Here is a 13,713-nt window from a genome sequence, read left to right as displayed (position 1 = left end):
ACTCACTCACCGGTATCGAAGACCCGCTGCAGATCCACCTCCGGCTCATCCCATGTACCGGTCACACTATAGGTCGCACTGGTCAGCCTGCTAAGAGGATCGCCCAGAATCTTGTCCAGTACAAACAGAGCGCCGCCAATCGGCGCTCCTGCCCCCATAAGCAAAGCGGCCAGGGGTAAGTTCTGGGTCAGGGGCAACACAACCACAAGTCGCATATCCAGATCTTCGCTGGCCATATTGGTGGTACCACTGAGCTTGAAAGCGCCCGATGGGCCCACAATCTGAAGCTCCGGATCCATGGTCAGCAATCCATTGATAATTTGCGCCTTCCCCGAGATCGCGTCAAAGGCCACGCCCCGCTCATACAGATCAGAGAAGTCGAGCTTCAGCCGGCGCCAGAGTGTGTCGGAGTTCAGCAGATTGAAGACACGGAACAGTTGAGCTGTGTTGTTTCGTTCAAGGATGACACCCTCATCCAGTCGCAGGCTTACGGAACCGCTGAGTTCCGGTATGGAGAACTCATCAGGGCGGCCGGGCCAATCCAGGTCCAGCTCGATGTTCGTGCCCTCGTTGGTAACCGGCATTTCGGCATTCAACAATTCATTCAAGTCCGACAGGGCACCACCGGTTATCGAGCCTTTGAACCGGCTGGTCTCACGGTCTCCGACGATGCTCCAGGTCATATCTCCCAGCAGGGTCAGGGAGTTGAGGCGACCCTCGATGTCGTTCACCTGCAGCCGGAAAGGCTCAGGGCGAAGCCGGAAGGCCCACTGCCCCAGGGATTCTTCATTCAGCCGAAGTTCAGCGATCGACACATCGATATCTGGCCAACTGCCCATATCCAGCGCCCGGAAGGCTTCCAACTGTTCTTCCAGCGTTAATAATTCTTCGGACTCCTCACGGGGGGTCTCGCTACGGACGAGCCGTAGCACCTGAAAATCAGCCTTCACTGTCTCGCCGCTCGTCGGAATCACCAACCGGCCTTCGGCGCGTCGGGAACTGGTGTTGACCACCCAGCGGTCATCAAGGTCGAGCGCATTGATCTCGATGTCGCTCAGGACCTCTGGGCCAAGATAGAGCCGCCCCAGGCGCAGATCAAACCCGGTTTCTTTCCACAACAGATCGAACGTAGCCCGGTTTTCCCAATCACCGGTAATGCCGAGACCGCCGGAAGCGGATGGATTGATCGTGGCCCGCAGCGGTGCGGCCTCACTCGCTGTTTTTGACAGCGGCTCCGGCCAGTCCACTGACAGTCCCTCTAGACTGGAGCGAACGCGAATTCCGGATGTTGACTGGGCTCCTACATCCAGTTCGGCGCTGTAGGCAACTTTACCCTGCAGACCAAACCCGGAGTCCGTTGACAGCTCGGCTTTGGCGAACACTTCCGGTACCCGGAGAGAGCCGGACTGGCGAATGCTGAGTGCATTGCCGGCGCGGGCCTTGCTGAAGGCGATGGTTACCGGCTCGCCGAAAAACTCTGCAGCCAGGGGGCCACCCGAGAATCCATCTTCACTGTGATAGGTCAGCGCGCCACGAACCGATTGCCATTCCAGCCCGGCGGCCGGATAGGACACCGCGCCCTCCTCGACGTCAATACTCGCTTCAACCACGGGCAGCTGGTCCGAGCCCAGCGGCAGATCAATGCCCAGATCCAGCTGATACTGACCGCGGTACTGAAGCTTTTGAGCCTCCGTCCCTGCCATATCACCCAACGGACTGTTTTCCATCCAGTAACTAACCGACTCGCCCGGCACCCGAGCCGAGGCATCCACCCTTATTCGGGTACCTTGATCAGAGGGAATAACCCGGACTGTTCCGGAAGCCAGATCCAAGCCTCCGGTTCGCCCTTCCTCCAGACGGACCAAGGTATCACCATTATGAACCCTGACATTGCCCCGGGCGCCTGTGACTACTGGCCAGGCGTCATCGTAACGAACGGACGCCTGGTCAAACTCATAGATCATGGACGTCACAAAGGACCCTTTCGGAGCATCCGAGCCTATCTGGCCATGGCCGAAGAAGGTTCCCGAGGTGATATCGGCCTCAAGGATCGCCGTGGTAAGCCAGTCATACAGTCCCTGATTGACCGCTTTGACCGGAACAAAGTCTGCCAGCATCCCGGCATTGCCGTTTTTCACCGAAACCCTGAGACCAAGGTTGTCCTCGCCTTCGCGATCCATCCTCAGGTCAAAAGCACCGTCGAGTTCTGTGGCTTCGCCATAACGCATTCGAACGCCGTCTGAAAAGACCCGGGTAATGGCACCATCCAGCTGCCAGGCCACGTCCCCCTCAATTTCCGGGAAGGACCAGGCGCCACCGAAAAGCTGGGGAAACTCGAGAGAGACAGGAGACTGCCCCGCCGCAATTCGGACATAGCCCTTTTGCCTGTCGAGAAAGATCTCACCGTTGGCGGAGGTGATGCCGGGTGCGCCGCCGTGGGCCCTCACGCTGACCTCGCGCAAACGTCCCGAGAGCTCGAAATCCTCCGGTGCGCCATCGGGGAAGAAGATCTTCAGTTGATCAAGGAAACCGCCCGGGCGATAGTTTCCCAAAGCCGTGAGCGCGCGCTCCGGGAGTATCGGAAGCCTGGCCGCAAGGCGGCGGGTGGGCGCGAGTGGCAGGGCATCGGCGATCACGGACATGCCGCCATCCGACGGCGCCAGCCTGAGGCTGAAGGGGGAAACCACGTCACCATCCCAGGTCCACTGGAGCTGCTTCAGGTGCCACTCCCCGAGTGCGAAGGCGCCGGTTTCGACCAGGGTTTCATCGGTCATCACGCTATCGTGGCGACGCCAGCCGAATCTGGCCTGGATATCCTCCAGGGGCGCCAGGGATTCGTACCCGACACCCAGTTGCAGGTAGGGTGTTCGAACGGTTCCGGTCACCTGTTGCAGCAGGCCGTTGCGGAACGTGAGCCAGGCCTCGCCGCCAAGATCGAACCCTTCCACCCGAAGCGTCCGCCACTGGTATTCGTCGATCAGCCCATCGAACAGCCGACCGGAATCCACATCAAGGTACAGCTGACCGGTAAAATCGCCCCGAAAAAAGTGACGACCTACCAAAGCAAAGCTGGCCAACTGCTGGGTGGTACCGGACTGCATGGCGCGGCCAGACGCATGAAACAAGCCACGGCGATAATCAAGGTCCAGTTGGGGAATGTCCAGGTGCCGAAGATTGCCCTGATTATCCCGGATGCCCAGATTGACCCGGGTGATTTTCACATAGGGATCGGACAGCCAGTTGCCGGCAAGCTCCAGCCACTCCTGCAACTGGTTGCTCACTGGTTCCGGTATGTCCGCCCCCCTCACAGCGACGTCACCACCCCGTTCCTGGTTGACGGTCAGCTCCAGACCGTCTGCCTGGAAGTCCTCAAAGACGATCCTCAGGCGGGTCAGCGAGGCGAGCGCATCAAAACGGATGTTCAGATGCTGGAGATTCGCTACAACGACGCCGGTATCAGGGTGACTAATCTGAATGTCCCGAGCGGTGAATGCAGGATCCAGCCAGTACCACTGGGAGGAAAGACCGCCGATGCTGACATCATGGCCCAGTCGATTGGACAACTCCTGTGCCAGATCATCGCGAAAGCTGTCCACATTCTGGGTTAGCTGGCGCCCGAGCCCGGCGTACAGTGCCAGGAGCACGAGCAGAGCCAACAGCATCCACCAGATCAGACTGGCCAGCCGCGCCAATAGCCGCACTGGAGGGCTCTCGGGCAGGTTCTCCGGAAGCGGCGGTTCGTGATCAGCGGAGGACATCCAGGCCCCTTAACCCGGTAACCGGCGCGGTTTCCCGGGTTCAGAGCAGAACCACATCATACTGCTCCTGGCTGTAGAACGGCTCCACCTGGAACCGAATGGTCTTGCTGATGAAAGTCTCCAGATCGGCGACGTTGTCAGACTCCTCATCCAGCAGGCGGTCCACCACGCTCTGGGAGGCCATCACCAGATAGCTTTCGGCATCGTAGGCACGATTGACCCGGAGAATTTCCCGGAAAACTTCATAACACACGGTTTCGGTGGTCTTCAGGAAACCGCGTCCGTCACAGATCGGACAGGGTTCGCAAAGCACCTGGCCCAGGCTCTCGGTGGTGCGCTTGCGGGTCATTTCCACCAGGCCCAGCTCGGACACCCCGGTAATCTTGGTCTTGGCGTGATCCCGTTCCAACATCTTTTCCAGCATCCGGTGCACCTGGCGCTGATGCTCGGGATCTTCCATGTCGATGAAATCGATGATGATGATACCGCCCAGGTTCCGCAGCCGCAGCTGGCGGCTGATCGCCCGGGCTGCTTCCAGATTGGTCTTGAAGATGGTCTCTTCCAGGTTACGGTGCCCCACGAACGCGCCGGTGTTGATATCGATCGTGGTCATGGCCTCGGTCTGGTCGATGATCACATAACCGCCGGACTTGAGCTGGACCTTTCGGCTCAGGGCTTTCTGGATTTCGTCTTCCACCGAGTAGAGATCAAAGATGGGCCGCTCGCCCGGGTAGTACTCTACCTTGTCGGCAAATTCCGTAACGAACTCTTCGACAAACTCCATCACCCTCTGGTGGCTCTCGCGGCTGTCGATGCGAACCTTTTCAGTCTGCGGTCGGATCAGGTCACGGATGGTGCGAATAAACAGCGGCAGATCCTGGTATACAACGGCCGGGGCCTGAACCCGGGCAATTCGCTCGTGTATGGACTGGCTCAACCGGTGCAGATAGGCCATATCGCCAATCAGGTCCTCAGGCGAGGCCGCTTCTGCAGCCGTCCGGATGATATAACCACCCTGAACGTCCTGATCTGCCGCTGCCGCCTCCTCGACGAGGGTTTTCAGGCGCGCTCGCTCGGCATCATCCTCAATGCGCTGCGAAATGCCAACGTGACTGACGCCGGGCATGAACACCAGATACCTTGAAGGGATTGAAAGCTGGGTGGTCAGACGGGCGCCCTTGGTACCAATCGGGTCCTTGGTAACCTGAACCACCAGGGACTGGCCCTCCCGGAGCAGGCTGCGGATATCCGGGACGGTCTTGGGGGTGTCGGCAGGCTCATCGCCATTGGACTGACTCGGAACCACATCGGAGGCATGGATAAATGCAGCCCGTTCCAGACCAATATCGACGAACGCGGCTTCCATGCCCGGTAAAACCCGCACCACTTTGCCCTTGTAGATGTTCCCGACAATGCCTTTCCTGCTGGTGCGCTCTATGTAGGCCTCCTGCAGCATGCCGTTTTCAACCAGGGCCACCCGCGTTTCCACCGGGGTGACGTTGATAAGAATCTCTTCACTCATAATGTTTGGCTCTCCAGACTGCGCGGCCAGTTTTTCCAGACCGGGTAACCGGCACCAGCCAACAACGCGGCGGTTTCCTGCAGCGGCAGGCCAACCACGGCACTGTAGCTACCCCGGAGCTCATTAACAAAAATACCACCAAGGCCCTGAATTCCATAACTTCCGGCCTTGTCCATGGGTTCGCCGCTGGCCACGTAAGCATCAATCTCTTCGGAGGAGAGATCCCGGAAACAGACTTCCGTTGTGACCAGAACGGATTGGCATTGCCCATCGTTGGCCAGCGCCACGGCAGTCATCACCTGGTGCGTCGCGCCCGAAAGGCGGGCCAGGGTTTCCCGGGCATCCGCCGCGTCTGTGGGCTTACCAAGGATTCTTCCATCGAGCACCACTGAAGTGTCCGACCCCAGAACCAGGCATTGCGGCGCGGATTCGGCCACAGCCAGCGCCTTCTCCCGGGCTAAACGTTCCACATAATGTTGCGGCGTTTCATCGACTTCCGCTGTTTCGTCGATGTCCGCCGGACGAACCGAAAATTTCAGGCCGATTTGCTGCAACAGCTCCGCCCGGCGCGGCGAAGCCGAAGCAAGAATGATGGATGGCATGGCTAACCCAGTTTGCGGTTAATGTTGTCCAGCAGGATACAGAATACCGGCCACACCAGGGCACTGGTCAGGGCCGGCCAAAGGTAGCTGAACCCGGCGTCATCGGCCCCCAGCAGCTGCTTCACGAAATGCACCAGCATCTGATTGATGCCCAGCAACAGGAACACCATCAGGCACTGCTGGGGCATCGGATACATGCGCAGACGTTGATGGATGGTAAGCACCAGGAAGGCGATCAGCGCCATGGCCATGGCATTGACGCCAAGGGGAGTGGCTTCGAGCACATCCAGCAACAAGCCCAGACACCAGGCCAGGAGGATTCCGAACTGGGCCGGAGCCCGGAATGTCCAATAGAACACCACCAGCCCCAGCCACTCCGGGCGGAACTCGAACCAACCCACAGGAAACAGGGAAATACTGAACACCAGTGCAACAACCACGGAGAGCGCGAAAACCGGATAGCTGATTACGGATAACATCAGTCCTCCCCTCCCTGGTTGCCGTCATTCTCGGCGTTAGCGGCAGTCTCACCCTCGACCACCTCGACTTCGATCGGAGAGGCATTCTCCGGCGGGAATACCACCAGTACAAGACGGCTCTGGTTCAGCTGCGCCTTGGGTGACGCTTCGATGGAAACAAACGGTTCGCCCGGTTCCTTGGAAATACGGCTGACTTCCGCAACCGGGTACCCCCTCGGAAAACGTCCGCCAAGCCCGGAACTGACCAGCAGATCGCCCTCACGGATATCGGCCGTGTCCGGCACATGAACGAGATCCAGGGTATCGGTATCACCGGTGCCCAGCAGGATTGCGCGCAGGCCGTTGCGCACTACCTCCACGGGCACCGCGTGGCTGCTGTCAGAAACCAGCAGAACGCGAGAGGTGATCTGACTACTCTGCACCACCTGCCCCATCAGACCATGGGCATCCAGGATTGCCTGGCCCGGCGACAAGCCGTCGCTACGGCCCTTGTTGATGATGATTTCGTGGGAGAAGGGATCCGGGGAAACGCCGACAACCTCACCGACAATCACCCGATCATCCAGAACTTCGGAAGAGTTCATCAGGCGGCGCAGCTCGTTGTTCTCCGACGCAAGCGCGGCGTATTTCAGGGCGCGACGTTCAAGGATCAGCAATCGGGCGCGGAGATCTTCGTTTTCTTCCTGTAGATCCTGTTTGTTTTCAAACAGTCCGGCGACCCAATCGGTAAATTCGTAAGGCGCGTTGCCCAGCCAGTACACAGGGGCCAGGCCGGTGGCGATGGTGCTTCGCACGGTTGAGAGCTTGTCGAACCGCGCATCGGCAACCACCAGGGCTGCCGATACGAGAAGAACAATGAGGAGTCTGAAACCGGGAACAGGCCCCTGGACAAAGATGGTTTTAATGGCGAGCCCTCCCCACAGGATTATCCCTCCTGGGAGAACATTCCGATGCCACCCCGATCAATCACTTCCAGCGCCTTGCCGCCACCACGGGCAACACAGGTCAGCGGGTCTTCAGCGATGATCACCGGCAGGCCGGTTTCTTCGCTGATCAGTTTGTCCAGCCCGCGCAGCAGAGCGCCGCCACCGGTCAGTACAATACCGCGCTCGGCAATGTCGGAGGCCAGTTCAGGCGGAGACTGCTCAAGAGCACTTTTGACGGTCTGAACGATCTGCGCCAGGGATTCCTGCAGCGCGTCGAGAATTTCTTCGCTGTTGAGCGTGAATGCCCGGGGCACACCTTCTGCAAGGTTGCGACCGCGCACGTCGATCTCACGAATTTCGAGGCCTTCGTAGGCGCAGCCGATTTCGTGCTTGATGCGCTCGGCGGTCGAATCGCCAATCAGGCTGCCGTAGTTGCGGCGCACGTAGGTAACGATGGCTTCGTCGAACTTGTCACCACCAACCCGCACGGATTCGGCATAGACGATGCCGTTCAGGGAAATAATGGCGATTTCGGTGGTACCACCACCGATATCGACGATCATGGAACCGCTGGCTTCCTCAACCGGAAGGCCGGCACCGATAGCAGCCGCCATGGGCTCTTCAATCAGGAAGACTTCCCGGGCGCCGGCACCGAGGGCGGATTCGCGGATGGCCTTGCGCTCAACCTGCGTAGACTTGCTGGGCACACACACCAGCACTCTCGGGCTAGGGGTAATGAAGCTGTTCTCATGCACTTTATGAATAAAGTGCTGGAGCATTTTTTCGGTTACCACGAAATCTGCAATTACGCCGTCTTTCATTGGGCGAATGGCGGTAATGTTGCCCGGTGTACGGCCGAGCATGCGCTTGGCTTCGGCGCCTACCGCGGCGACCATTTTCTGGGAGTTGTTGGTGCGAATGGCCACTACCGAGGGCTCGTTCAGCACGATTCCGCGCTCACGCACGTAAATGAGGGTGTTGGCGGTGCCCAGGTCGATGGACAGATCGCTGGAGAAGATGCCTCGGAGTCTTTTTATCAACATTCGTGTAGTTTCAACCTGAGAGTTGCAGTCGCAAAGAAAAGATGCGGCAACTTTAGCAGTGAGCACCCCTGCAGGCAAGGCGCTAGCGGGCCTCACGCCTTACGGTTCACACATTTACCTTATGGGCTGGGGCCTCCCGCCATTGTTCGAATCTGTTACCATACCCCCTTTCGATTTCGGGCCTCGGTGTAGGGCCATTCGGGAAGTCCTTTTCAAAACACGCTACGAGCACATCCATGTGCGCTTGTTTCGGGCCATCCTTGGCCCTCTACAGTTTTGAAAAGGACTTCCCGAACGGCCCCAGATTCTTTAACGGCCCTCTTCTTTCAAAGATTTATTACCGACATTTCATTTACCTGGGAGGCAATACGTGACCATTTCCCGTGAGGACATTGAGAAAGTCGCTGTGCTCGCCCGCATTCGTGTGGATGACGAGCAGGTTTCGGCTCTGGAGAAGGATCTGGGCAACATCCTGGATCTGGTTGATCAGTTGGGTGCGGCCGACACCGATTCGGTTGCGCCCATGGCCCATCCGCTGGATGCGGTCCAGCGCCTGCGCGCGGACGAGGTAACCGAGACCAATCAGCGGGAGGCGTTCCAGGCGATTGCGCCGGCTACCGAGAACGGGCTTTATCTGGTTCCCCGAGTGATTGAGTGAAAGGAAACGTCATGCATAGCAAATCTGTAGCAGAGCTTTCCCGGGATCTGGAGAGCGGCAAGGTGTCCAGCGTTGAGCTGACGCAGGAGTTCCTCGACCGCATCAAGCGGGAAGATTCAAAGTACAACAGCTTTATTACCGTGACCGAGGAGCAGGCGCTGGCTGATGCCCGGATGGCGGATGAGCAGCGGGCAGCGGGGAATGCCACGGCCTGGACCGGGGTTCCTTTCGCGCACAAGGATATTTTCTGTACCAACGGCGTTCGCACCACCTGTGGTTCGAAGATGCTGGAGAATTTTGTTCCGCCCTACGACGCGACCGTTACGGCGAATTTCCGCCAGGCGGGCGCGGTATGCCTGGGCAAGACCAACATGGACGAGTTCGCCATGGGGTCGTCCAATGAGAACAGTTATTTTGGCGCCGTGACCAACCCATGGGGATTGAGCGAAGGCAACAAACGTGTGCCGGGCGGGTCGTCTGGCGGGTCGGCTGCGGCGGTTGCGGCTCGACTGACTCCGGCGGCGACGGCCACGGACACCGGTGGTTCGATCCGTCAGCCGGCGGCGCTGTGTGGTGTTACCGGGCTGAAGCCGACTTATGGCCGGGTATCCCGGTACGGGATGATTGCCTTTGCCTCCAGTCTGGACCAGGGTGGCACCATGGCCCGCACAGCAGAAGACAATGCGCTTATGCTGAATGTAATGGCCGGCTTCGATCCCAAGGACTCCACGTCCATTGACCGCGAGGTGCCTGATTACACAGCCACGCTGAATGAACCGCTCAAAGGCCTGAAGATTGGCCTGCCTAAGGAATATTTCAGTGACCAGCTCAGCCCGGCGATGGAGCAGCAGGTTCGCAACGCGATCAAGGAATACGAGAAGCTGGGTGCCACGGTTAAAGAAGTGTCGCTGCCAAACGCAAAGTTAGCGATTGCCGCCTATTACGTGATCGCGCCGGCCGAGGCTTCTGCCAACCTGTCACGGTTTGACGGTGTGCGCTATGGCTACCGTTGCGAGGACCCGAAGGATCTGATGGATCTGTACACCCGCTCCCGGGCGGAGGGTTTCGGAGAAGAGGTGAAACGTCGGATTCTCGTGGGCACCTATGCCCTGTCCGCCGGCTATTTTGATGCCTATTACCTCAAGGCCCAGAAGGTTCGCCGGCTGATCCAGCAGGATTTTATCAACGCCTTCAAGGAAGTGGACGTACTGATGAGCCCGACCACGCCCTCGCCGGCCTTTATCCAGGGCGAGAAGACCAGTGATCCTGTGACCATGTACCTTGAGGACGTCTTCACCATCGCCATCAACCTGGCGGGCGTTCCGGCCATGTCCGTGCCGGCCGGTTTCGTGGACGGTCTGCCGGTGGGTATGCAGATCATTGGGGATTATTTCTCAGAGGCCCGTTTGCTGAACGCCGCCCATCAATTCCAGCAGGTGACCGACTGGCACCAGCGCGAACCGCAATAAGCCCGGGACAGGAGAACGAATATGCAGTGGGACATTGTGATCGGGCTGGAAATTCACGTTCAGCTCGCCACCAAAACCAAGATTTTTTCCGGCTCCAGCACCGCTTACGGCGCCGAGCCCAACACTCAGGCCAATGCCGTTGACCTCGCCATGCCCGGCACCCTGCCGGTGCCCAATGAGCAGGCGTTCCGCTATGCGGTGATGTTCGGCCTGGCAGTGAACGCGGAGATTGAGCGCCGTTCGGTCTTCGAGCGGAAGAACTATTTCTACCCGGACCTGCCCAAGGGGTATCAGACCACCCAGCTTGAGCGCCCGATTGTTGGCCCCGGCTACGTGGACCTTGATCTTCCAAACGGTGAGTCCAAGCGGGTGCGCATTCACCACGCCCACCTGGAAGAGGATGCGGGCAAGTCCCTGCACGAGGATTTCCACGGCATGACCGGCGTCGACCTGAACCGGGCCGGCACACCGCTGATTGAAGTGGTCACCGAACCGGACATGAACAACGCGGACGAAGCGGTCGCCTTTGCCAAGAAGCTGCACAGCATCGTGACCTCGCTGGGCATCTGCGACGGCGATATGTCCCAGGGTTCTATGCGATTTGACGTCAACATTTCGCTGAAACCTAAGGGCTCCGACACGCTGGGTACGCGCACCGAAACCAAGAACCTGAACTCGTTCCGGTTCATGGAACAGGCCATTGCCCACGAAGTCGAGCGGCAGATGGATATCCTGGAAGACGGCGGCAAAATTGAGCAGGAAACTCGCCTGTACAACGGCGACCGCGATGAGTCGCGGTCGATGCGCACCAAGGAAGAAGCCAACGACTACCGCTACTTCCCCTGCCCGGACCTGCTGCCGGTGGAGATCGATGACTCGTTCATCGAAGAAGCCCGCAACAGCCTTCCGGAACTGCCGGACGCCCGCAAGACCCGCTTTATGGAGCAGTACGGTCTGAACGACTACGACGCCGGCCTGCTCAGCGGCGATTCGAAACTGGCCGCCTTCTTCGAGGAAGCCGCCAGCCACGGCAAAGATGCCAAGCTGGTGGCCAACTGGATCCAGGGCGAATTCTCTGCCCGCCTCAATGCGGAAGAGAAATCCGTTGCCGACTCCCCCATCACCGGCGCCCAATTGGGCGACCTGGTTGTGCGGATTGCCGACAATACCATCTCATCCGCTGGCGCGAAGAAGGTCTTTGAGGCGCTGTGGACCGGCGAGAACGACAGCGTCGATGCCATCATCGATGCCAAGGGGCTAAAGCAGGTCTCTGACACTGGTGCCCTGGAAGCCATGGTGGATGAGGTTCTAGCCGGTATGCCGGATCAGGTGGCGCAGTATCAGAACGAGGAAGACCCGAAGAAGCGCAAGAAGATGCTTGGTGGCTTTATGGGGCCGCTGATGAAGGCCTCCAAGGGTCAGGGGAATCCCAAGCTGTTTAACGAGATTCTTGTTCGCAAGCTTGGGGGATAGCCTGCTGGCTTTGGGCCGTGGCTCTTGGTTGCGGCCCTGGCCTGGTTGTTTGGGGGATGCCATGGCAGGTGGCTTCTCCCAAAAAACGCTACGAGCACATCCATGTGCGCTTGACTGTGGCCATCCTTGGCCACAGACATTTTTGGGAGAAGCCACCTGCCAAGGCTGCGGACTCCTTCGATAACGCCCGGCAGATCAGATCAAACGAGCCCAGAGGTCATGCTCGTCGGCATGTTCAACCACGGCCTGAACGATTTCGCCCGGAACAAGGTTAGTCTCGTCGTTGAGGTAAACCATACCGTCAATCTCCGGCGCATCCGCCTTGGAGCGGCCAATGGCGCCTTCCTCGTCGACCTCATCAATCAGCACGTCAATCGTCTGCCCAATTTTGGCCTGCAAGCGGGCTGCTGAAATCTCGGCCTGTTTCTCCATGAAACGGGCCAGCCGCTCTTCCTTAACCTCTTCGGGAACCGCACCCTCCAGCTCGTTGGCTTTGGCACCTTCCACCGGGCTGTATTTGAACGCGCCGACACGATCCAGCTGAGCTTCGTCGAGCCAGTCCAGCAGATACTGGAAGTCTTCCTCGGTTTCACCGGGGAAGCCGACAATGAAGGTGGAGCGAATGGTGAGCTCGGGGCAGATCTCACGCCATTTGCGGATGCGATCCAGGGTCTTGCTGTCGTGGGCCGGGCGTTTCATGGCCTTGAGCACTTTCGGGCTGGCGTGCTGGAACGGGATGTCCAGGTACGGCAGGATCTTGCCTTCGGCCATCAGGGGAATGATGTCGTCCACATGGGGATAGGGATAAACGTAATGCAGGCGAACCCAGACACCCAACTCGCCCAGCGCTTCACACAGGGACTGCATTTTGGTCTTGAGCGGCCTGCCCTGCCAGAAGCCGGTGCGGTATTTGGTGTCGACGCCGTAGGCCGAGGTGTCCTGGGAGATGACGAGGAGCTCCTTCACACCGGCATCCACCAGGCGCTGGGCTTCGTTCATCACATCGCCGATGGGGCGGCTCACCAGGTCGCCGCGCATGGAGGGGATGATGCAGAAGGTGCAGCGGTGATTGCAGCCTTCGGAGATCTTCAGGTAGGCGTAATGCCTCGGCGTCAGCTTGATGCCCTGAGGCGGAACCAGATCGGTGAACGGGTCGTGCTGCTTTTGCTGGGGCACGAACTGGTGAACCGCGCCTACCACCTCTTCATAGGCGTGAGGACCGGAAACCGCCAGCACTCCGGGATGAGTGTCGCGAATCTTGTCGGCCTCCACGCCCATGCACCCGGTAACAATCACCTTGCCGTTTTCGCTGATTGCCTCGCCGATGGCGTCCAGGGATTCCTGCTTGGCGGCATCAATGAAACCGCAAGTATTTACGACAACGATATCTGCGTCGTTGTAGGTGGGTACGACGTCATAGCCGTCCAGCCTCAGCTGGGTGAGGATTCGTTCGGAGTCTACGAGAGCCTTGGGGCAGCCAAGGCTGATGAAACCGACTTTGCCGTTACCGGAGGAGGCAGGGGTCTGGGTGTTATCTGTCATAAAAGGCTTGGAATTCCCGGAGCTCGGCACGAGCCCACAAATGAATGAAGGCCGACATTTTACACCAGCTACATGACCGCCTGCAGCAAAAGTCCCATCAGCAAAACTGGCCAAATAATCTGACAGACGTCAAAAATTGTGACGTCTTGTTCAGAAAGATTTAACAAATCTGCCACTATAGGCGGCAGGCTTCTTGCTGATCACAAAGTAAACAACTACACTTTTACTCGCTTATCATGCG

General features: G+C 58.8%; 10 protein-coding genes. 3 read left to right on the top strand and 7 right to left on the bottom strand.

Annotated elements, in window-relative coordinates; all coding sequences use genetic code 11:
- Nucleotides 1–2: 2 nt before the first annotated feature.
- From ABNF92_RS16935 to ABNF92_RS16910, 6 genes are read right to left on the bottom strand one after another with little or no spacing between them, the layout of a single operon-like run.
- Complete coding sequence (locus tag ABNF92_RS16935) at nucleotides 3–3,758, bottom strand: AsmA-like C-terminal region-containing protein (protein ID WP_349342793.1); 3,756 nt, start codon at nucleotides 3,756–3,758, stop codon at nucleotides 3–5.
- Between the two features lie 40 nt (nucleotides 3,759–3,798).
- Entirely contained in the window at nucleotides 3,799–5,280 is a 1,482-nt protein-coding gene (gene rng / locus ABNF92_RS16930) for a ribonuclease G (RefSeq protein WP_136630255.1), read from the bottom strand.
- Entirely contained in the window at nucleotides 5,277–5,882 is a 606-nt protein-coding gene (locus ABNF92_RS16925) for a nucleoside triphosphate pyrophosphatase (protein ID WP_069183064.1), read from the bottom strand. Before ABNF92_RS16925 ends, rng begins: the two co-directional genes overlap by 4 nt.
- Before the next feature lie 2 nt (nucleotides 5,883–5,884).
- Nucleotides 5,885–6,361 (bottom strand): rod shape-determining protein MreD, encoded by a 477-nt coding sequence (gene mreD / locus ABNF92_RS16920; protein ID WP_069183063.1) that lies wholly within the window; start codon nucleotides 6,359–6,361, stop codon nucleotides 5,885–5,887.
- Nucleotides 6,361–7,257, bottom strand: coding sequence for a rod shape-determining protein MreC (gene mreC, locus ABNF92_RS16915; RefSeq protein ID WP_083231768.1), 897 nt, complete (start codon nucleotides 7,255–7,257; stop codon nucleotides 6,361–6,363). The genes mreD and mreC overlap by 1 nt, the downstream gene beginning before the upstream one ends.
- A gap of 29 nt (nucleotides 7,258–7,286) precedes the next feature.
- The gene (locus ABNF92_RS16910) at nucleotides 7,287–8,327 is read right to left on the bottom strand and encodes a rod shape-determining protein (RefSeq protein ID WP_008170134.1); all 1,041 of its coding nucleotides are present in this window, start codon (nucleotides 8,325–8,327) and stop codon (nucleotides 7,287–7,289) included.
- A 373-nt stretch (nucleotides 8,328–8,700) separates the two neighbouring features.
- Between ABNF92_RS16910 and gatC the strand changes: the two genes are divergently transcribed.
- The 3 genes from gatC to gatB are packed head-to-tail and all read left to right on the top strand — an operon-like array spanning nucleotide 8,701 to nucleotide 11,930.
- Nucleotides 8,701–8,988, top strand: a complete 288-nt coding sequence (gene gatC, locus ABNF92_RS16905) for an Asp-tRNA(Asn)/Glu-tRNA(Gln) amidotransferase subunit GatC (protein WP_069183061.1) — start codon at nucleotides 8,701–8,703, stop codon at nucleotides 8,986–8,988.
- Between the two features lie 11 nt (nucleotides 8,989–8,999).
- Nucleotides 9,000–10,457, top strand: a complete 1,458-nt coding sequence (gene gatA, locus ABNF92_RS16900) for an Asp-tRNA(Asn)/Glu-tRNA(Gln) amidotransferase subunit GatA (RefSeq protein ID WP_136630256.1) — start codon at nucleotides 9,000–9,002, stop codon at nucleotides 10,455–10,457.
- A 21-nt stretch (nucleotides 10,458–10,478) separates the two neighbouring features.
- Nucleotides 10,479–11,930 (top strand): Asp-tRNA(Asn)/Glu-tRNA(Gln) amidotransferase subunit GatB, encoded by a 1,452-nt coding sequence (gatB, locus tag ABNF92_RS16895; RefSeq protein ID WP_349342792.1) that lies wholly within the window; start codon nucleotides 10,479–10,481, stop codon nucleotides 11,928–11,930.
- A 195-nt stretch (nucleotides 11,931–12,125) separates the two neighbouring features.
- On the opposite strand, the gene rimO is transcribed toward gatB, so the two are convergent.
- Nucleotides 12,126–13,472, bottom strand: a complete 1,347-nt coding sequence (gene rimO, locus ABNF92_RS16890; protein WP_349342791.1) for a 30S ribosomal protein S12 methylthiotransferase RimO — start codon at nucleotides 13,470–13,472, stop codon at nucleotides 12,126–12,128.
- Nucleotides 13,473–13,713 lie beyond the last annotated feature (241 nt).

This window comes from Marinobacter sp. MMG032 (assembly GCF_040112695.1).
Classification (GTDB): Bacteria; Pseudomonadota; Gammaproteobacteria; order Pseudomonadales; family Oleiphilaceae; genus Marinobacter; species Marinobacter salsuginis.
This window is presented reverse-complemented; position numbering and strand designations above follow the sequence as displayed.